This window comes from Nonlabens ulvanivorans (assembly GCF_000732625.1).
Taxonomy (GTDB): Bacteria; Bacteroidota; Bacteroidia; order Flavobacteriales; family Flavobacteriaceae; genus Nonlabens; species Nonlabens ulvanivorans.
Genome location: NZ_JPJI01000026.1, coordinates 33,510 through 54,816, shown reverse-complemented (window position 1 = coordinate 54,816; position 21,307 = coordinate 33,510). Strand labels below are relative to the sequence as shown.

General features: G+C 35.3%; 18 protein-coding genes. 5 read left to right on the top strand and 13 right to left on the bottom strand.

Annotation, left to right across the window (positions count from 1 at the left end; translation table 11 throughout):
- Positions 1 to 8 precede the first annotated feature (8 nt).
- Both gap and IL45_RS04025 read left to right on the top strand, forming a co-directional pair.
- Positions 9 to 1,013 carry a type I glyceraldehyde-3-phosphate dehydrogenase gene (gene gap, locus IL45_RS04030; protein WP_036580647.1) on the top strand — a complete coding sequence of 335 codons (1,005 nt, stop codon included), beginning with the start codon at positions 9 to 11 and terminating at the stop codon, positions 1,011 to 1,013.
- Positions 1,014 to 1,095: 82 nt separating this feature from the next.
- On the top strand, positions 1,096 to 1,953 hold the full coding sequence (locus IL45_RS04025) for a BadF/BadG/BcrA/BcrD ATPase family protein (RefSeq protein ID WP_036580644.1): 858 nt from the start codon (positions 1,096 to 1,098) through the stop codon (positions 1,951 to 1,953).
- Here IL45_RS04025 and IL45_RS04020 read toward each other — a convergent pair.
- From IL45_RS04020 to IL45_RS03975, 10 genes are all read right to left on the bottom strand, one after another.
- Positions 1,950 to 2,450 (bottom strand): CIA30 family protein, encoded by a 501-nt coding sequence (locus IL45_RS04020; RefSeq protein WP_051788640.1) that lies wholly within the window; start codon positions 2,448 to 2,450, stop codon positions 1,950 to 1,952. The genes IL45_RS04025 and IL45_RS04020 overlap by 4 nt on opposite strands.
- Positions 2,451 to 2,565: 115 nt before the next feature.
- On the bottom strand, positions 2,566 to 3,288 hold the full coding sequence (locus IL45_RS04015; protein ID WP_036580638.1) for a hypothetical protein: 723 nt from the start codon (positions 3,286 to 3,288) through the stop codon (positions 2,566 to 2,568).
- Positions 3,289 to 3,373: 85 nt separating this feature from the next.
- Positions 3,374 to 5,434, bottom strand: a complete 2,061-nt coding sequence (locus IL45_RS04010) for a DUF349 domain-containing protein (protein ID WP_200875682.1) — start codon at positions 5,432 to 5,434, stop codon at positions 3,374 to 3,376.
- A gap of 63 nt (positions 5,435 to 5,497) precedes the next feature.
- Complete coding sequence (locus tag IL45_RS04005) at positions 5,498 to 6,289, bottom strand: shikimate dehydrogenase family protein (protein ID WP_036580636.1); 792 nt, start codon at positions 6,287 to 6,289, stop codon at positions 5,498 to 5,500.
- Positions 6,264 to 7,283 carry a DUF368 domain-containing protein gene (locus IL45_RS04000; protein WP_036580634.1) on the bottom strand — a complete coding sequence of 340 codons (1,020 nt, stop codon included), beginning with the start codon at positions 7,281 to 7,283 and terminating at the stop codon, positions 6,264 to 6,266. The genes IL45_RS04005 and IL45_RS04000 overlap by 26 nt, the downstream gene beginning before the upstream one ends.
- Positions 7,283 to 8,236: a DUF368 domain-containing protein gene (locus IL45_RS03995; RefSeq protein WP_036581992.1), complete on the bottom strand. Its 954-nt coding sequence runs from the start codon at positions 8,234 to 8,236 to the stop codon at positions 7,283 to 7,285. Before IL45_RS03995 ends, IL45_RS04000 begins: the two co-directional genes overlap by 1 nt.
- Positions 8,237 to 8,289: 53 nt before the next feature.
- Positions 8,290 to 9,561: an adenylosuccinate synthase gene (locus IL45_RS03990; RefSeq protein ID WP_036580632.1), complete on the bottom strand. Its 1,272-nt coding sequence runs from the start codon at positions 9,559 to 9,561 to the stop codon at positions 8,290 to 8,292.
- Positions 9,561 to 10,028, bottom strand: a complete 468-nt coding sequence (locus tag IL45_RS03985) for a Fur family transcriptional regulator (protein WP_036580631.1) — start codon at positions 10,026 to 10,028, stop codon at positions 9,561 to 9,563. The genes IL45_RS03990 and IL45_RS03985 overlap by 1 nt, the downstream gene beginning before the upstream one ends.
- A 5-nt stretch (positions 10,029 to 10,033) precedes the next feature.
- Positions 10,034 to 12,235: a RelA/SpoT family protein gene (locus IL45_RS03980; RefSeq protein WP_036580629.1), complete on the bottom strand. Its 2,202-nt coding sequence runs from the start codon at positions 12,233 to 12,235 to the stop codon at positions 10,034 to 10,036.
- Between the two features lie 114 nt (positions 12,236 to 12,349).
- On the bottom strand, positions 12,350 to 13,075 hold the full coding sequence (locus IL45_RS03975) for a phosphodiester glycosidase family protein (RefSeq protein ID WP_036580627.1): 726 nt from the start codon (positions 13,073 to 13,075) through the stop codon (positions 12,350 to 12,352).
- A 147-nt stretch (positions 13,076 to 13,222) separates the two neighbouring features.
- On the opposite strand from IL45_RS03975, the gene IL45_RS03970 reads away from it, so the two are divergent.
- A complete protein-coding gene (locus IL45_RS03970) occupies positions 13,223 to 15,661 on the top strand; it encodes a zinc-dependent metalloprotease (protein WP_036580625.1) in 2,439 nt (812 codons plus the stop codon).
- Between the two features lie 78 nt (positions 15,662 to 15,739).
- Here the strand turns inward: IL45_RS03970 and IL45_RS03965 are convergent, their stop codons facing one another.
- Together IL45_RS03965 and IL45_RS03960 are read right to left on the bottom strand one after the other, a co-directional pair.
- On the bottom strand, positions 15,740 to 16,930 hold the full coding sequence (locus IL45_RS03965) for an MFS transporter (RefSeq protein WP_316930404.1): 1,191 nt from the start codon (positions 16,928 to 16,930) through the stop codon (positions 15,740 to 15,742).
- 193 nt (positions 16,931 to 17,123) lie between these two features.
- Positions 17,124 to 17,684 carry a DUF3244 domain-containing protein gene (locus tag IL45_RS03960; protein ID WP_160165384.1) on the bottom strand — a complete coding sequence of 187 codons (561 nt, stop codon included), beginning with the start codon at positions 17,682 to 17,684 and terminating at the stop codon, positions 17,124 to 17,126.
- 193 nt (positions 17,685 to 17,877) lie between these two features.
- On the opposite strand from IL45_RS03960, the gene IL45_RS03955 reads away from it, so the two are divergent.
- Both IL45_RS03955 and IL45_RS03950 read left to right on the top strand, forming a co-directional pair.
- On the top strand, positions 17,878 to 18,747 hold the full coding sequence (locus IL45_RS03955; RefSeq protein ID WP_036580618.1) for a helix-turn-helix domain-containing protein: 870 nt from the start codon (positions 17,878 to 17,880) through the stop codon (positions 18,745 to 18,747).
- Positions 18,748 to 18,922: 175 nt separating this feature from the next.
- Positions 18,923 to 20,299 (top strand): NAD-dependent succinate-semialdehyde dehydrogenase, encoded by a 1,377-nt coding sequence (locus tag IL45_RS03950; RefSeq protein ID WP_036580616.1) that lies wholly within the window; start codon positions 18,923 to 18,925, stop codon positions 20,297 to 20,299.
- Between the two features lie 292 nt (positions 20,300 to 20,591).
- Here the strand turns inward: IL45_RS03950 and IL45_RS03945 are convergent, their stop codons facing one another.
- Positions 20,592 to 21,272 carry a hypothetical protein gene (locus IL45_RS03945; RefSeq protein WP_051788638.1) on the bottom strand — a complete coding sequence of 227 codons (681 nt, stop codon included), beginning with the start codon at positions 21,270 to 21,272 and terminating at the stop codon, positions 20,592 to 20,594.
- Positions 21,273 to 21,307: the final 35 nt, after the last annotated feature.

Here is a 21,307-nt window from a genome sequence, read left to right as displayed (position 1 = left end):
TAAATAATATGAGTAAAAAACTGAAATTAGCAATCAATGGATTTGGTCGCATAGGTCGTATCGTATTTAGAGCAACTCTAGAACGTGCCAACGTAGAAGTAGTAGCAATCAATGATTTAGTAGATGTGGAGCAATTAGCATATTTACTAGAATACGATTCTGTACATGGACGTTATGGTGGATCTATTGAAATCAAAGATGGAAACTTAATCATCGATGGTGTACAGGTACGTGTCACTGCAGAGCGTGACCCAAAGAACTTAAAATGGGATGAAGTAGGAGTAGACGTTGTTGCAGACTGTACAGGGATTTTCACTGATTTAGATAGTGCTCAAGCACATATCGATGCAGGAGCAAAGAAAGTTGTAATATCTGCACCATCTAAAACAGCGCCTATGTTTGTTATGGGTGTGAACGACAATGAATTAACAGCAGATCATAAAATTGTATCTAACGCTTCATGTACTACAAACTGTCTAGCGCCTATGGCAAAGATTCTTGATGATAACTTTGGTATAGCAGAGGCTTTAATGACTACGGTACATGCTGCAACGGCAACACAAGCAACTGTGGATGGTCCTAGCAAGAAGAACTATCGTTTAGGTCGTAGTGCTATGAATAATATTATACCTGCAACTACTGGTGCTGCCGTAGCAGTAACTAAGGTAATTCCATCGTTAAAAGGTAAATTAACGGGTATGGCTTTCCGTGTGCCTACTGTTGATGTTTCTGTAGTAGATTTAACGGTTAAATTAAGTAAAGAGACTTCTCTAGAAGAAATTAACAAAGCGTTTAAAGATGCGTCTACAGGAGCTATGGCTGGTGTAGTAGGATATACTGATGAAGCTGTTGTATCTCAGGATTTTGTAAGTGATGCTAGAACTAGTATCTATGATGCAGGTGCTGCTATTGAATTGAACTCCACGTTCTTTAAATTAGTAAGCTGGTATGATAACGAGTTTGGATATTCAAATAAGTTAGTTGACCTAGCAGAGAAAGTACACTCGCTATAATTTTAAAAAGGCTATTGATTCTACATCGATAGCCTTCTTTTTTCTATCCAGCTCAAGGATAGACTTTATTAAATAACTTTTTATGATTTTAATTACAGATAGTGGCTCTACTAAGTGCGACTGGATTGCACTTGATAATAATGGAGAGCAATTGTTTAAAGTAAAAACTGGTGGTATGAATCCTGCGATTCTTACTATCGAAGAATTACCATTGCGCATTCTAGAAAGTGAAGAATTAGTAGCTCACAAAGATCAAGTAGAGCAACTATTTTTCTATGGTGCTGGTTGTGGTACTGAAAAGCCTAGACTAGCTTTGGAAAATTTATTAAAAAACTATTTTTCAAACGCGCAGGTAACCGTTAAAGAAGACACAGCAGCAGCAGTATATGCCGCAGTAGGTGATGAGCCCGGTATCGTTTGTATACTAGGAACTGGTTCTAACTGTTGTTTCAGCGACGGCGATACTATTGAGCAACGTGTAGTTTCTCTAGGGTATACACTTATGGATGAAGCTAGTGGTAACTGGTATGGAAAAAATCTATTGAGAGATTATGGATTTAAAAATATGCCGTCGGATTTAATGAAGAAATTTGAAAAGGCTTATAATATGGATCCCGATTACTTAAAATTCCATCTCTATAAGCAACCTAATCCTAATGCTTTTCTTGCTCATCATGCAGAGTTTATTTTTCAAAACCTTGAAGAACGTTACATTAAAAAGTTGCTAAGAAAGGGATTGCGTAAATTTTCACGTAATATGATTTTACAATTTAGAGAAGAAATAAAATCATACGAAGTACACTTTGTAGGTAGTATTGCTCACTTTGCCCAAGCTAGAATAAAGCAAGTCGCGGCAGAATTTGGCTATGAGGTTGGTAATATTGTTCGTAGACCGATAGAAGGTCTTGTTGATTACCATAGAAATAAATTGAAAGCCTAAATAAACTTGATGTAGTCTATTTGTAATTCAAACGTACCTTCTTTTTTATCTAATAAAATTATTCCCAATCGCAAGACATCGTCTAGTTGTGATTGGGATATTTTTTTTCCAGTTTGTTGACCTACCTTATATTCTTTAAATTCAGTTAGAGGTAATTGAACGGTTATCCATTCATTATTATTACTAGAAAATTGATGTTTGTAATTAGGATTCCACCAAGAGCGATATGCGTCTAATTGAAAATAAAAGGAGCGTCCAGTACTTTTAAACTTAATTTCAACGGCTTTATAATCTTTAAGATTATAATTCCCGTAGGGACTGCGATAACTGGCAAATCCACCATTATTTTTTAACGATGTGGTACCCGAGAATAAAACGTAATTATCATAGGAAACAGCAGTACTTTGTGATAAACCACCCATGACACCATCGTTTATAATAACCCAATCCATAGTATTCCCATCTTTACCAAAATTGATAATATCTGAAGTATACATGCTGCTTATGGGGATTAATAATAAAATGAGAAGACGTATCATAAAAGATAAGTCGGTTGATGAGGTAAAGCTTTCTGATGATTAGAAATATTTAACTTATCTCATTGTTCAATAGCTATTGCCTTTGTATAAATTGTTGAATTTCTTTTCCATCTGTGAAATAATAATGCACAACGGTATGGTTAAGGTCTTCTATTTGAAATAAGAACGTTAATTCTTTTATTTTTCTGAAATCTATATCATTAATCATCCATTGTGGATAGCCATTTATTTGTTGAGTTATCTTTTTATCACAAAGAATTTTTTTAGCCCTTTTGTATAGTGTCCAAGGATGATTAGGCGCCAGTTTAACTATTAATTTATGAATTTCAGGATAACGATGAATAATTTCTTCCCAGATAGGAAGAGAATTGATGTTAGACTGCTTATAGCGTTGATCAGAAACCAGATTTGAATCAGTAGGTGATAATTCCTCTAATTCATACCATTGATTTTTTTTGAAATAGAAGTATTGCAGATTGGTATGATCTTTTTTTAAGCCATCTTCATGTTGAAATATTACAACCTTAAATTCATTTGAAGAAATAGTGCCTTGATAATGTAAAGGTTTATCTTTTTTATTGGTAGGCCATATGCTGCCCGCGGGCAATTGTGGTAATTTATCATTTTCTACGACTGATTGCTCAATTATCATAGCAGGTAATAGGATAGGTCTCAAAGCTTCGACTATTGTATTGATGGTCGTTTGAGATAGGTGTACCTCTGGATCGCGACTATCCATTAAGGATCCATAGTCACCTGATGGTGTTTCAAAAAGACGTTTTAAAAATTTAAACATAAACAACTAGTTTAGTGAACAACAAAAATAAAAAAGCACCAGAATAGACTGGTGCTTTAAAGTTATGGTAATAAAAAGAATTGAACTATTCTGTAGCCTCTGAAGATTCATCATCTGTTGATGCTTCTTCCTCTGCTTTTTTCATCTGACGTTCTAGAATATTAAGTTGCTTTTGCTTCTCTTTTATTAAGTCTAATTCTTTATCTAAAGCCGTAGTGTTCTTTTTCAATTGTATTACAAAAGGGTTTTTATCATCCTTAGTATTGATAAACTGCATGTTGTTCTCTAGCTGCCTTTTTTCATCCTGAATCTCATCACGACGTTTTCTCAAGTAAAAACGTTCGTTAGTAAAATCACGAGCATCTCCAGATTCTAAACTAGAAAGTTTAGATTGATATTTAAGCATTTCTGCATCTACAGCGCTCATTCCAGCTGCTTTTAATTTAGCCTGTAATAGTTTGTCAAACTTATCTTGGATATGACGTTTTGAATAAGGAACGCGACCTATTGCTGCCCAATCTGCCATGTGTTTTTCAACATCAGCTTTCATGGCCTCTTGATCATCTTGTGGCAACATTTCTTTTAACGCATCATAGACTTTCATCTTTGCTTCAAAGTTTGCTGCTTCCTCAGCGTTTTCTTCTTTCTTTTGTGCATTTTTCTTATCAAAGAAGCCATTACAAGCTGCCTGGAAACGCTTCCATATTTTATCACTTACCTTTCTAGGTACATGACCGATCTCTTTCCATTCGCTCTGAATACGCTTCATCACAGGTAAAGAACCGTTAAAATCATCACCAGCCAGATGTTGCTCTGCAATCTCAATAAGTTTCATTTTCTTATCCAGATTATCTTGTTGATCTTTTTTAAGATCTTTATAGAACGCGTTTTTGGCATGGTTAAACTCACGTCCGACAACTCTGAACTGTTCCCACAAGTGGTTGTTTAAAGCCTTTGTAGCTGGTCCAGTTTGTGTAAATAATTCTTTAAGGGCATTAACTTCCTCTAAACGATCTTGCCATCCTTTATGATTCTTTGCTCCAGCTGCAGTAATCTTCTTGATTTCAGCGATTATATTTTGTTTAATCGTCTGGTTTTTCTCGGCTAGTTTATCACGTTCTTCATAATAAGCTTGTCTCTTATCATGTATCACTTTAGTAGCTGCGCTAAATTTATCCCAGATAGGATCCCTATGTTCTTTGGCAACTGGTCCAGCATCTTCTTTCCACATACGATGTAACTCTTGTAATTCACGCAATGCTTTATGGATGTCTGGTTCATTACCCAGCTCTTCGGCACGAGTAATAATTTTATTATGAAAATCTAAATTGCGCTCAAAATCTTTATCACGTAATTCTTTACTAAGGTCTATATAGTCATAGAAGTTTTGAGTGTGCAGGCGGTAATCATTCCATACAATGTTATAAGCATCATGAGGTATTTTACCAGTATCTTTCCACGCTTGCTGTAAAGCATTAAACTTTTTAAAAGTAGTCCCTATATTTTCTTCTTCATCAATTAAGTTCTTAATAGACTCAATGATGTTTTTTCTCTTCTCAAGATTGTCTTCTTGTTCCTTGCGCTGCTGGCGTTGAAACTCACCTCGTTGCTTGCGATATAAGCTATGTAAATCGTTAAATTCTTTACTTATAGGATTATTGTATTCAAATTCTGGTGCAGGTGCTTCTTCTGTAGCAGGATTTGCTTTTACGAATTCTTCACGAGCTTCTTTTTCAGCATCTTGATCTTTTGATTCAAAAGCTTTTTTAATATCGTCTACGTGAGTTTTAATCGTGTTGATAGGAAAGTCCTGTATCAATTGTCTTAGAGATGCTACTAGAGCTGGCATTTCTAATGTATTATAGTCTGTATCAGGTAAAGTTTGAGCATCTACATCTTCAGCATGATCATCACTTTCGTCATCATTATCACTCGTGCTTTCTTCTTCTTTTACAGCGGCAACAGGTGTTTCTGTAGTTTCTTCACTAGTTACATTCTCTTGAGGAGTAACTTTGGTTTCTTCTACAGCAGTTGAAGGGTCTGTATTCATGTCCTTTTCTGGCATGTCTTGTGTGTTCTGGTCAGTGTTATTCACGTTTTCTAAATTTCCGTCTGCATCGTTGTGCAGGTTGTCATTCGTATCCATATAATAGATTTAAAGGAGTGCAAGATAAAGAGAATCACTAGATATGGCAATCATTCTACAGGATTAGTCATTCCACAATTCCCAAGACTTCTCTGCTTGGTGAACCAGCATCTGATAACCATTAGTTACTCGAGCACCTTTTACCTTTCCCATTTTCATGAACATAGTGTTACTAGGATTGTAGACGAGATCATATAAAATATGATTTTTGTTCAAATGGTCGTATGGTAAATTAGGCTTGTCTTCCACATCAGGAAATGTTCCAACAGGCGTAGAGTTTATAATTAGTGAGATAATTTTAAGAACATCGCCATCGATCTTTTCATAGGGAATACTATACTCACCTTGTGGATTGCGAGAGACAAATAAATGCGGAACTTTAAGAGCATCTAATGTATAAGAAATCGCCTTTGATGCACCACCTGTGCCTAGGATTAAAGCATTTTGTGTAATAGGTAAAAACGGTTCTAGACTTTTTGCAAATCCATAGACATCAGTATTATGGCCTATCCATTTATTGTCTTCTATTACAACGGTATTTACAGCGCCTATAGCTTGAGCTTCAGGTGTCAGTTGATCGCAGATTTTAAGCATCGATTCCTTATATGGAATTGTGACATTAAGTCCACGTATAATCTCGTTTTTACCGTTGGTGGTTTTAGTGATAGGGTTGTAGGTCACGCTTTCGCGAAAGCGTAATAAATCAGCCTCAGTTGCAATCTCAAAATTGCGGTATTCATGATCTTCTAATCCCAGTTTCTCAAATTTTTCTGTAAAATAAGCTTTTGAAAAACTGTAGTCCAATCTCTGGCCTATAAGACCAAAAACGCTATGCGGGATTTGCTTGTTGTCCATATTTATCAATAAGATATACGATTAAGAAACCAGCAAATATAAGCCCTATTGCTAGCCATGTATGTAATGCTGTTAAGTCTGGCCAGTAACGACTGTAATTTTCTAGTATAGGATTCCCACTCGCGTCTGTCATATAATTTCCAGCGATGTCTGTGGTATAAATTTCTTTTTTCCATGGCCATACCACGCCCAAAGATCCCGTTATAAAACCGATAATCATCGCATTAGTCTCGTTGCGATAATGTTTAAAGGTCCAGCCTAATAGGTGTGATAAGCTAATAAGCCCTACAAAAGATCCTAATAGAAAAACGCCTAATATGGCTAGTAAATCCATGTGAATGGGATCATTCCACCACGAGAAATCCCATTGAACAACAGCGACCATGGTATCAAAGAAAGCATTTATACTATCTACTAATAGTAATACATAATTGCCTAACAGGATAAGTATAAAGCTGCCACTCAGACCTGGTAAGGTCATCCCTGAAATACTTACCATACCACAGAAAAAGACAAAGAATAAGTTAGTATTATCTGTTGCGGGATCTAGTAATGAGGTTCCAACACCTATGGCGGTACCTATGGCTAGAATCATAATATTCTTGCGTGTCCAGGCATCGTAACCTCTCGAAATGTAATATACAGAGCCTAAAATCATCCCGAAAAATGCAGACCAGACCAGTATGGGATAATTCTTAATAAGTACATCAAATCCTTTACTTACGGTAAAGTAGCTGAGGACTTCTCCTAGAATAATTAAGGATAAAAAACGACCATTAATATATTCATAGAACGTTTTAAACCTACCGTTAAATAATAGTTTAAGTGCCTTAAGGTTGAGCTTTTGAAAAGAATATATGAACTCTTCATAAAATCCAGCTACATATGCCACAACGCCACCGCTTACTCCAGGAACCTTATTTGCGGTTCCCATAGCAATACCTTTTAAAACTAAGTAGAATTTATCGCTGAAACTGCGGGTAGGTTGTCGCACTAGTCGGTTTTTTTATGAGCTACTTTTTCTAATATAAGTATAAGCAAAAATCCTATAACCATTAGTATTGCAGCATATAAAATAAGAGCGTCACCAGAAAAATTTTGTGGTAAAATACTTTTTTCTAGAAATGGAACTTCCTCGCCGTGTGAATTGATTCTAGTTTTCAGAATCATTTTCCATGGCCATAATTTATTGAGAGAACCTATCATAAATCCTGTAAGCAATGCCAGAGTTAAGTTTTTATGATTTTCAAACAGCCAGGTCAGCGCTCTAGAAAATAGTTTAATCCCTAAGATTGCGCCTATCGCTACCATTAATAAGTTAGTAAAGTAATCCCATGCAACACTCCAATTGCCGGCAAGTATTGCTTCTGTAAATCCTGTGATAGAACTTAAAACCGTTTCATAACTACCCAGTAGGAGTAGTAAAAAAGCACCGGAAACTCCTGGCAGAATCATAGCAATAATAGCGATAAAGCCAGAAAATAATAAATACCACCAGCTTTCTGGAGAGGCAACAGGCTCAGCAACGGTGATCCAGTAGGATAGGGCAGCACCTATTACCATTATGGTGATGGCTGTGACATTCCAATGAGTAATTTGTTTTGCTATATATAAAATACTAGCAAGTACTAATCCAAAGAAAAAGGACCAAACTAGAATAGGATGTGCTCCTAATAAATAAGTAATTAACTTAGATAAACTTAGAATACTGATTGCGATTCCAGTAATCAATGATAGTAAGAAACCTAGGTTATAATTTTTAAAAGTAGCAGCTATACCTATTTTAAAAAATGATTTTAAAACACCTATATCTAATCCATCAATAGTTTTTATGAGTTCTTCATAAATACCAGTGATAAAAGCGATAGTACCACCAGAAACACCTGGCACAACATCTGCTGCGCCCATAAGGATTCCTTTAATTGCTGTAGCGATATATTTTTTCAAAGCTTGATTTTTTAATGGTATCAAAAAAAAGCCTCAAAGAGGCTTTTTAAAAATTATCTATGGATAGTCTGTGTTCTATCTGGACCTACACTTACCACTTTGATAGGAATTTCTAATTCTTTTTCAAGGAAGTCGATGTACTCATTTAATTCTGCAGGGAATTGAGAAGGATCAGTCATTTTTGTTAAATCCTCTTTCCAACAAGGAAATTCAGTATAGATAGGAGTTACATTTTCGGCCTCGATATTATATGGTAAATGATGGATGGTTTCTCCTTTATATTCATAACCAGTACAAACCTGTAAACTATCAAATCCAGACAGTACATCGCCTTTCATCATCATTAATTGTGTAACGCCATTGATCTGACAAGTGTATTTGAGAGCAATAAGGTCTAGCCATCCACAACGACGTGGTCTACCTGTAACCGCACCAAATTCATGACCTACTTTAGCCATTTCGGCACCTACCTCATCAAACAACTCAGTAGGGAATGGTCCACTACCTACACGAGTAGTGTAAGCTTTAAAAATTCCGTAAACTTCACCTATTTGGTTAGGTGCAACACCTAGTCCAGTACAGGCACCAGCAGCTGTGGTATTAGAAGAAGTTACAAATGGATATGTACCAAAGTCAATATCTAACAAAGAACCTTGAGCACCTTCTGCAAGTATTGTTTTTCCATTGCGTTGTGCGTTTTGGAAATATTCTTCAGAGTCGATGAATGTTAATTCTTTTAATCGCTCTACTGCTGTAAAGAATTCCTTCTCTAACTCGGCAAGGTCGTATTGAATTTGAACATCATGAAAACCTATTAATGCTTCATGCTTATTTGCTAGATTACGATACTTTTCCTTCCAGTTATCCTGTTCTAGATCACCTATACGCAAACCATTACGGCCTGTTTTATCCATATAAGTAGGTCCTATACCTTTGAGAGTCGAGCCTATTTTTGCTTTACCTTTAGATGTTTCAGATGCAGCGTCTAGTAAACGATGTGTCGGTAAAATGATATGAGCTTTTCTTGAAATGATCAATTTACTCTTATAATCTATTTTAAATTGTTCTAGCCCATCTAGTTCTTGAACAAAAACTACCGGATCGATAACAACTCCATTACCTATAACATTGATAGCTTTGTCATGAAAAATCCCAGAAGGAATCGTTCTTAAAACATGTTTAATACCATCAAATTCTAGAGTGTGTCCTGCGTTAGGTCCACCTTGAAATCTCGCGATGATATCATAGTCTGCAGTTAATACATCTACTATTTTTCCTTTTCCCTCATCGCCCCATTGAAGGCCGAGCAATAAATCTACTGCCATTAGTCTTGTTTTTCAGTTGTGTTTTTAAGGCCGTAAAAATATAAAGAATGATTGGTAATTGTAACATTAAAAATCTCTTCAATAGTCTTTTTTATTGACTCTATTCTCGGATCACAAAATTCGATAACTTCACCGGTATCTGTAAGGATTACATGATCATGTTGTTTATCAAAAAATGACTTTTCATAATGTGATTGATTTTGACCAAATTGATGTCTTCTTACCAGACCGCTGGCTAATAATAATTCTATAGTATTATAAAGCGTGGCGCGACTTACACGATAGTTTTGATTCTTCATTTTTATGTATAATGACTCCACATCAAAATGGTCTTCACTAGCATAAATTTCATTCAAAATGGCATAACGTTCAGGTGTCTTGCGATGCTTATTATCGGTAAGAAACTGAGTGAATACATTCTTCACTATTTCCTGTTCGTTCTCTAGACTGTTAATAATTTTACTCATATTTTTTATACTCTCGTGACTTTATCAATCCCGTTAAGCTTATTTAAATTTTCCATTAATCTTATGAGCATATTTTTATGGGGAACCACAACAGTGATTTCTCCTTTAAAAATACCATCATTACTTGTAAAACTAATGTTTCTAATATTTACGTGCATATTCTCAGAAATAACTCTGGTCACTTCTTGAACTAATCCCATGCGATCAATTCCTGTGAGTATTACGTCTGCACGATACTCTTGTTGACTAGAATCGATCCATTTTGCGCTCATAATACGATATGCAAATTTACTTTGCATACTAATAGCATTAGGACAATTATTTTTATGAACCTTAATTCCGTCTGTGACAGTTATGAATCCAAAGACAGAATCGCCCGGCAATGGATTACAACACTTTGAAAAAGAGTAATCTAGTTTTTGTTGATCTTTCCCAAAAACTAACTGGTCATAATTTTCTGTAACCTCTTCTTTATGAATATCAGGATTCTCCTTAGGCTTTCTTATTTTATTTTTGATAAAAGAATACAATGCATTACTGCGACTGTTAGCATATTCTTTAATCATCTTATTATCTATGGTACCTAAACCTACACGATAAAATAAATCATGACTCGTTTTTAACTTAAAGAAGTTAACCATTTGATTAATAGACTTCTCGTCTAATGGAATCTTTAGTGATCGCAATTTTCTATTAAGAACTGCTTTACCTTCTAGAGCGATGTCTTTTTGATCATCCTTTAGAGCAGATTTAATTTTTTGCCTCGCTCGAGCAGTAGTGGCATAATCCAGCCAGTTTTTAGTAGGTTTTTGATTCTCTGATGTAATAATATCGACTTGATCACCACTATTTAATTCATGTGATAATGGTACTAATTTACCATTTACTCTCGCACCACGAGTTTTAAGTCCGACCTCTGTATGGATACTAAAAGCAAAATCTAATGGTGTAGCACCTTTAGGTAAAGATTTTAATTCACCCTTTGGAGTAAAAACAAAAATCTCTTTGCTATATAAATTAAGTTTAAATTCTTCTACAAAATCAATCGCACTTGAATCTGCATTTTCTAGAGCGTCTTGCAATCTATTCAACCAGACATCTAGTCCATCTTCTTGATTACCTTGTTTATATTTATAATGCGCGGCATACCCTTTTTCGGCAATTTCGTGCATACGTTCACTACGTATTTGCACCTCAACCCAGCGTCCATCTGGTCCCATCACTGTAATGTGTAATGCTTCATAACCAGTAGACTTAGGACTACTGATCCAGTCTCGCAATCGCACAGGATTAGGCCTAAAATGATCTGTCACTATAGAATAAATCTTCCAGGCGAGAAACTTCTCATTTGCTCTATCGCTACGGAAAACAATACGCACAGCAAATTTATCATAGACTTCATCAAAAGATACGTTTTGCTTTAACATCTTGCGACGTATAGAGAAAACAGATTTAGGTCTACCTTTAATGGTATATTCTAGTCCTTCCTTTTCTAAAGAGTCGTCTATAATAGCAGCAAAGTCTTCAATAAACTGATCTTGCTCTTCTTTTGATTCCTTTATAGATTTCTGTATGTCATTAAAAACATCAGGTTCTGTATATTTTAATCCTAGATCTTCTAGTTCTGTCTTAATATTATAAAGTCCTAATCTGTGAGCGATAGGAGCATAGATATACAAGGTTTCACTTGCAATTTTCACCTGTTTATAATCAGGCATACTGTCCATAGTTTGCATATTGTGCAAGCGGTCAGCTATTTTAATAATAATAACCCTAATGTCTTCATTAAGAGTTAGTAACATTTTACGGAAATTCTCTGCTTGTTGAGAGATGTCTGCATCTTTTTTAAGGTGTGCAATCTTTGTTAGGCCATCTACTATTTTTGCGATGGTAATACCGAATAGTCTTTCAATATCATCTAGCGTGTACTCTGTATCTTCCACCACATCGTGTAAAAGGGCAGCGGCTATTGCACTGGCGTCTAGACCTATTTGTTTTGCCACAATTTTTGCCACTGCAATAGGATGAAAAATATAAGCTTCTCCAGATTTGCGACGTTGTGGTGCATGCGCTTCAACAGCAATGTCAAAAGCCTTTCTAATCAGCTTTTTATCTTCGTCTGTAAGCGTTTGATAACTTATTTTAAGTAAGTCTTTATAGCCTTGCGCGATGCGTTTATTCTCTTCTAGAATTTCTAGTTCTGTCATATAGTAAAGTTACACTTCTCTTTTTAAAAGACAATGGTTTTAAGAGCAGATTGTTAGGTTTTTTGACGCTTTCGCGAAAGCGTAACCGAAATACTTTTCATTACTTTAAAAACATTAATTTTTCACACCTATCATTACCCCAAATCTTCCATCCATTTGCTCAATGCCGTTTGCAGGATCATAGATGCGAGAAACAAAGCCATCCAGATATAAGGCATTATTACAGCCATGCTGTAAGTAAAAAGTAGCTAAATCATAGAAGTTTATCTTTTCTCGAGAAATGACTAGCAATAAACGTCCATCTGGTAAAATGCCCACTGCATTGCGTATATGAACGTTCTTAGAACCTTTATTAAAAGCGGGATGAATCATTCCATCTATAACTAGCATGGGACCAGATTGTGTCGCATATTTAATATTACTCAAGTCGGTAAGATCTTGTGTTGATGTCACCTTTGCTGTTCCGTCTTTAGTTAGGTAAAAAATGCCATTGGGCTGCAAGTAGAAATTACCATATCCAGTAGTGGTAGTATCTATTTGTTTATGAATAATTCCATTTTCTATATAAAGGCCTTGCGGTGAGTGGTCTTTAAGATACATCCCAGCATTCATGGCATAGATAAGGCTATCTCCATTCTGGTCGAGATGATTTTTAAGATTATTAAAGGTTTCAATCTTTTCCCCTTTATTATTTAACCAGTATAACTCTAGATTTTGATTATTAAGGTCAATCACCTTGATATGAAAACGCTCATCTTCTATCGTTAAATCTTGAGCATTATGGCAAGAAGAGATGAAAAGTGTAGGTAATAATATGAAAAGGAAGTGTCTATAATTCATCGATGATAGATTTGAGTTTTAAAGGTATGGGATTGTAATAACAGATTTTTGAATTTGTTAATGTTTGTTAACGTTTTCATAGCATTTATGATAAGAACAGTAAGATGATATATTTTGTAGTCCTAAATTTTACTTTATCATAATCACATGAAAAAATCAGGCTTACTCATAGCAATGATGTTCCTTTTTGCGTTCTCTACATCTTGTAAGACAGCACAAAAGGCAGTTGCTGCAAAAACTGAATCAGAAAAAACCAGCAAGAAAAAACCAAAATTCAAATCCTACAGTAAGGTCATTACTACTGATGCGATAACCGATGATGGATTGTTTAAAACACATCAAGTAGAAGACGATTTTTTCTATGAGATCCCTAACGACATGCTTGAAAAAGATATGTTATGGGTGACACGTATTGCACAAATACCATCTAATCTAGGTGGTGGATACATGAATGCTGGTAGTAAAACAAATCAACAAGTAGTTGCATGGGAACGTTTTCAAAATAAGATCTTACTTAAGGTAAAGTCCTATAGTGAGGTAGCATTGGATTCTACAGCAGCGATAGGAAATTCTGTAAAGGTTAACAATTATGAGCCTATCATGTATGCGTTTGATATAGAAACTTTCAGTGCAGATTCTACTGCCGTAGTGATCAATGTGACTAAATTTTTAAGTACTGATGTTCCCTCCATAAGTGGATTAAGTTCTCGATTAAGAAAGCAGTATAAGGTGAGAAGCTTAGATAAGAACCGCAGCTTTATCAATTCTGTAAAGTCATTTCCAGAGAATATAGAAGTAAAACAAGATTTTACTTTTACAGCGTCAGAGCCACCATCTAACAGTTCTGTAGGTTCTATAAGTATGCAGGTAAATCAGTCGATGATTCTGTTACCAGAAGTCCCTATGCAACCTAGATTATTTGATCCTAGAGTAGGGTTTTTTACGGTAGATCAAATTGACTATTCTAGTAAAGCGTTAAAAGCAGATGAGAAAACCTATATACGTCGATGGAGATTAGAGCCTAAAGATCCAGAAGCTTATGCGAGAGGAGAATTAGTAGAACCTATAAAGCCTATCATCTATTATCTAGATCCAGGTACACCAGAAAACCTAAAAGAATACATCAAACAAGGTATTGAGGACTGGCAAAAGCCTTTTGAAACCGCAGGATTTAAAAATGCGATTATCGCGAGAGATGCGCCTACACCAGAGGAAGATCCAGAGTTTAGCCCAGAAGATATTAGATACTCTGTAGTGAGATATGTAGCTAGTACAACACGTAACGCCGTAGGACCATCTGTAAGTGATCCACGTAGTGGAGAGATTATTGAAAGTGATATCATCTGGTATCACAATCACTTAAGATCTTATAGAAACAGATATCTATTAGAAACTGGAGCAGCTAATCCTAGTGCTCGTACTTTAGATACAGATACAGAAGAAATGGGTGAAATGATGCGCCAAGTAATCGCTCATGAAGTAGGACACGCATTAGGTTTTCCTCACAATATGGCTGCTAGTTATGCATATGATGTAGAGGATTATAGAAACGGTGCCTTTACTCAAGAAAACGGTATCGCGGCTAGTTTAATGGATTATGCTCGTTATAACTATATCGCACAACCTGGTGATGAGAATATCAGGTTTGTACGTCAGATGGGACCTTATGATCATTATGCAACTAATTGGGGTTATCGTGTGATTCCTGATGCTGCATCTCCAGAAGATGAAGTGGCTACTTTAAATAGTTGGATCATGGAAAAAGCTGGTGATCCTACATATAAGTTTGGTCGTCAGAGCAGCCGTTTTGATCCACAATCTCAAACAGAAGCGATAGGTAACGATCCTATTAAAGCGAGTACTTATGGAATGAAAAACTTGAAATACGTAGCGCAAAATTTATCTTCATGGACGTCTAATCAAACAGACAATTATGACGATTTACAAGAATTGTATGGTGAGTTACTAGGCGTGTATTCTAGATATGCTGGTCATGTAGTGACTAATGTAGGTGGCGTTAATGAAGATCTTAAAAAGCCATCACAGTCTGGAACTGTTTATAGTACGGTAGATAAAAAGACCCAAAAAGAATCTGTTCAATGGGTTATAGATAATGTCTTTGATACACCTAGCTGGCTAGTTGATAAAAATATCGTTCAAAATATAGCGCCTCAAGGTTACTTTGAAAGGTTAAGATCGATACAGGCTCGTCAATTAAATAGTTTATTGAGCTTTGATCGCATCGGTAGATTAATTAATTCTGAAACTGTAGATACTAATTATTACACGGCACTAGAAATGCTTCAAGATGTTAGAAAAGGAATCTTTTCAAAATCTACTACAGATATCTATAAGAGAAATCTACAAAGAGTTTATATCGATCGACTAGCTTACCTTATGACAGAAAACTCTACTCGTAGTTCTTATAATATCCCACAAAGTGATGTTAGAGCATTAGTAAGAGGTGAATTAAACACCTTACAATCTACCCTACGCAGTAAGAGAAATTCAGCATCTAATCAGGTCAATAAATACCATTATGAAGATTTGTTAGCTCGAGTTGATTTAATATTGAATCCTAGATAATGTAAGTTGATTTCATATTTCAAAAAGCAGTCTGAGAAGGCTGCTTTTTTTGTTTCCGCTTTCGCGAAAGCGGAATCATTACAGATCTTGCGGTAGTTGCTTAGTATTTAAACGATGAAAAAGATATGCGGCTATTAATCCTACTAAAGCAAATATAGCAAGCATTAGAAACACCTTTTGAAAACCTAGCGCGCCAGGTGAATCGTCTAATAGTATTCCCATTGCCGGACCCATAAATATATCTGGCGTATACCCTACTAATGATATAAGTCCTACCGCAGTACCGGTAACGGCCATAGGTATTTTTCCTTCTTGTATGGCAGAGAAGTACAGCGTTCTAAAAGCATATACTCCTGTAGCAACTGTTATTATTGTAAAACCAAAAAGAATCGTGGTATGAGCCTCTATAAAACCTAATGCAAATATTAACGCTCCTATGATGGTAATTGCAAAGCTGATGATCATCATTAATGAAGATCGAGTTTTGTCTGCCAGTAGTCCTATGATGATACCGATGATGATACGTATGCCCAGTAAATTACTACCTATAGCGGCAGCATCTGTTTCATTATATCCCATGACTTCATTAGCATATTGAGAATAAATATCTGTGATTTTATAACCAGTATAAGCACACAGTATAATAATCATCAATAACCAAACTGATGGTAATTGAAGTACTTTAAGATAATTGTTGAAGACCTGACGGGTAGATATTATTCTTGGACTACTAGTTTGCTGATTGGGATTATCTTTTAATACGATGATCAATAGTACGCCTATTAAAGTGATGATGATAGAACAAATAAGAACGACGTATCGATATGCTTCTTTACGTTCTAGTAAGCTAGAAACTTCGATCTCATTTACTAATAGTATTGAAAAAATAAGAATACCTAACCATCCAAAGGCAAACGAAACTAAACCACGACCACCATCCAGTAGTCCAAAGGCGATACCTTGTCGGTGTTGTCCACCCCAAACTCTGGTCGCTTTAATCATTGCTGCCCAGAAGAGGAATATAGTCGTAAAACCCCAGTAACCATAAAGAATGCTTAGTCCTAAATATGACGGATATGTAGACATGTATATTCCACCTAACGCTGTTAGAAATAAAGAGAAAGCCATTAAGTAGCGTGGTTGAAACTTATCTGCCAGGCTACCGCCCAATAGGTATGAGATAAAAGCCACGATGCCATAAACTGAAAAACAAGCTCCTAATTCTAAATTACTAAGTTCAAATAGGTCTAGTACCGTAGGTCTAAAGATGCGAGCTAGTACAAAGGGTAGAATAAAATTTGCTTCTCCAGCAAGAATGAGGAGAATGATATTGAATGATTTTTGTCTTTTACTTAAAATGCTATTACGATTTGAAGTAAATGTAATAAATAGATATCACAGAATATAGGCCATAAAAAAAGGCTGCCTATTAAAGCAGCCCTTTCATAAATTATGAAACGATTTAAATCGTGATAGACTTGTAAAAGGTCTTCCCAGCAGATTTCATTACAATGAAGTATTCACCTTTTTTATCAGAAGATAATTGGTAAATTCTATTCAACACCGCAGCGTCTGATATCTCATCTTCATGGATTAAACTGTCATTATAGTAAATCTGTACATCTAATACTTCATCGCTAGAAGCTAATTGTGATATTAGAATTTGATTGTTTTTTTGCATTGCAATAGGTTTATAGAACACATTCTCTGTTGAGAAAGTTACCATACCATTGTTAACATTAAATTGTTGACTTAATACCTGGCTGTCTTTATCTAGCTCAATTCTATAAGTTCCATTTTCTAGAGAGGTTAAATCAAACTGCTGTTTATAATTACCACTTAATTGTATCGTCTCGCTATAAAGAGTTGCCTCTGTCGCATCTTTAATAGTCAGTAAATGACCTTTCTTCACATTGTTAAACTGTACGGTAGTTACATTTGTTGCAGGTACAGTGTTTGTCAATTTCGTCGCATAGCTTGTTAAAGTCGTTAACATAAGGGCTATAATTAATAAATTTTTCATTGTTTTCATCTTTTTATATTTTAATGATGATTTACATGACAAATTTAAAGTGCTATGCATGCTTAGAAAACAACAGATTTGACTATGTTATATGCTATATTAACTCTATAGGTTAAACTATAACGTTTTCGTATTAAAATAACATATAATTAAGAGATTTAGCCCGACCTTTGTGTTGTTAAATAGAAGTCATATGTTACTTAAAAAGCCCACTTTAAAGAAAGTTAATCCAGATTTTGGGAATTCTATTTTTGTTCAAAAAAGTACAACAGAACGTAGTGAACTAAAACCTTTCTGGCATTTTCATCCCGAGATTGAATTAGTATACGTTAATGAAGGTCAAGGAAAACGCCATATAGGAAACCACATGTCCTATTATAATGACAGTCAATTGTTATTGATAGGTTCTATGTTACCACATATAGGATATACAGATAGACCTAACCATGGATCTGAATTACTAGTGCAGTTCTTACCTAATTTTTTAGGGGACGGCTTTTTTAATGTTCCAGAGATGGAATCGATTAAACACCTATTTGAAAGAGCAAAGAACGGTTTGCTTTTTAAACAACAAACACAAGAGCAGTTAGGAGAACAAATTCATAAGCTACACGAGTTGAAAGGATTTGCTAGAACATTATTATTGCTAGATATATTAAATGAACTAGCCATTACTGATGATTATGAAATCTTAAATGCAGAGAGTTTTACGTTTGAGACTGAATTGCAAGACAATTCTAAGACCGAAATCATTTATAAGTACATCAATCAAAATTTTCAAAACCACATACCATTAGAGGAAATTGCTAGTCAGGTCAGTATGACCGTGCCGGCTTTTTGTCGCTATTTTAAAAAGACATCTGGTAAAACGTTTACTAAAATTGTAAATGAGTATAGGGTGGTGCATGCTACAAAGCTATTGTCAGAAACACAACTTAGTATAACCGATATCTGTTTTGATTGTGGATTTAATAACTTCTCACACTTCAATAAAATATTTAAAGAGTTCACTGGTAAAAGTGCTAGTAAATATCGACAAGAGCTCAAGCAAATACTTCAATAATATGTGATATCGCTTTTAGTGTTTCAATATTTAAATCACTTTAATTTTAACGATTAATAGGTTAAGTTGTTAATAGACCTATAATAGCTCGTTAATTTATCGCTCATATAGTGACTATTCTCATTTATTTAACGGGAAAGCTTATTGTGCAGCTCTATATTTAAATAAAAAAACAATGAGCGATAAAATCACAACCATAAACCCAGCAACCGGAAAAGATATCAAGTCATATGATTTAATGACTGAAGAGCAAACCTTGCAAGCTGTAGAGAATTGCCATAAAGCTTTTAAAAACTGGAAAGCGACACCTATTGAAGAAAGAGGTAAAATTATAAAGAAAATAGGAGAGAAGTTTAAAGAGCATCAAGAAGAATTTGCGCAATTGATGACAGAAGAAATGGGGAAACTCTTCAAACATGGTAAACAAGAATTAGATCTGTGTGCCGGTATTTGTGAATATACCGCTGCAACTGGAGCAAAAGAATTGGCAAATGAAGAAAAGGAGTTGCAAAATGGCGGAAAAGGAATTGTCTCTTATGACCCGATAGGTGTTATTTATGGTATACAACCATGGAATTACCCAGCATATCAAGTGGTACGATATTCGATTGTAAACCTGATGGCCGGTAATGGTATTTTATTAAAGCATGCTGGAAATGTAACGGGTAGTGCCTTAAAACTAAAAGAGATTTATGAAGAAGCTGGATTACCTAAAGATCTATTCAAAGTATTGATTATCGATCATGATGTCAGTGAGAAAGTAATAGAGCACGAATTAGTACGTGGTGTTACTTTTACAGGTAGTTCAAGTGGTGGAAGCAAGATCGGTGAGCAAGCAGGTAAAAATATTAAAAAGACCGTATTAGAACTAGGTAGTAATGATGCTTATATCGTGCTTGAAGATGCAGATATTGAACTAGCTGTAAAAACTTGTACACGTGGTCGTATCTATAATAATGGTGAGACCTGTATCGCTGCAAAAAGATTTATAGTCGTCGATGCTGTTTATGAAGAATTCAAAAAAGGCTTTGTAGAGCGCATGAGTAATATCAAACATGGAGATCCTATGGATGAAAATTCACAATTAGGACCTATGGCTAGAAAAGACTTGAGAGAAAAAATTCATAATCAAGTACAAGAAAGTATAGAAAACGGCGCTGAGGTATTGTGCGGTGGAGAAATACCAGATGGTGATGGTTATTATTATCCATCTACCGTATTAGGCAATGTAATGCCAGGACAGCCGGCTTATGATGACGAGCTATTTGGACCAGTTGCGTCTTTAATAAAAGCAAAGGATCAAGACGATGCCATGCGCATTGCAAATGACAGTCCTTTTGGACTAGGTGGTGGAATCTTCTCTAAAGATGAAGATAAAGCCGTTGAATTAGCACAAAATCATTTTGATACAGGAATGGTGTTCATCAACTCTTTTGGACTAGCTCAGGTAGATATGCCATTTGGTGGAGTGAAAGATTCTGGTTATGGTAGAGAACATGGCGGCTTTGGTATTAAAGAATTTGTAAACGTAAAAGGAATCAGTATTTTATAATATTGATATAACATCAGATATAGAAAAAACCACTGTGAGAGCAGTGGTTTTTTTGTTTTAATTATTTCGCTTTCGCGAAAGCGTAATCACAGTTACTTCTTTACAGTGACTTAGTAAAGTGCTAGCACAACAACAATGCTGAGGTCTTAAAATTCACATAAAGAAAGATGAAGCAATCAACCTATTTATACTAGAAACCCAGAATAGTAAGATTTCCAATTAAAAATGAGGCAGCGTGATAAGTTCTATGTGTTTCAGTAGCAGCTTTTCTAATTAGATGATATTTAAAAGTTTAGTTGGGTCTTTCAGGAATATAGGTAACAACCACATCAATATCGTTTCCATAGGTGATGACTATCGAACATAATACAGAAACACTATTCCCATTTTGGGTTGCAGGTTCCATCACAGGAATTTTTCTAAGCACTCTTAAGATTTCTGCCTGAATATTAACTTCAGAGTCTCTAACTTTCATGCCAGTTACATCACCATTTTCATCGATGATAAAGAAAGCTTCTACCTTTTTAGGCGTAGTGAGATTTAAATCTTTAGAGATACTCAAGTTGAATTCTCGCTTTACAAAAGCCGATATTTTATGATCAAAACATGCTTTTGTTTCTTCTATAGGGAGATTTTCACAACCATCATAAACTGGCGCCATTTCTACATCTTTTAATATGATACTATCGTCAGAAGTATAGACGGCCATACCATCATCTTTAGATACTATGCTACATAAACTCAATAAAGCCTGTTCTTCATCTTCTGATATATTGCCTTGTACCATTATTTGTTCTTGAACAGCATTTATTTTTGTGATTAAATCACTTGCTGTGTTTTTTTCACTGTCAGTAGTTTGGATTGGTTGAGATGCTTCTTTGCATGAAATAGTGACTACCATCATTAAAATAGTTGCGATAAAAATTAAATGTTGGAATTTCGATTCTGTGTATCCGTTAATTCTGTTATTCATAAGGTTTGATTTTTTAGCCTGCTGCTCATGTCTTT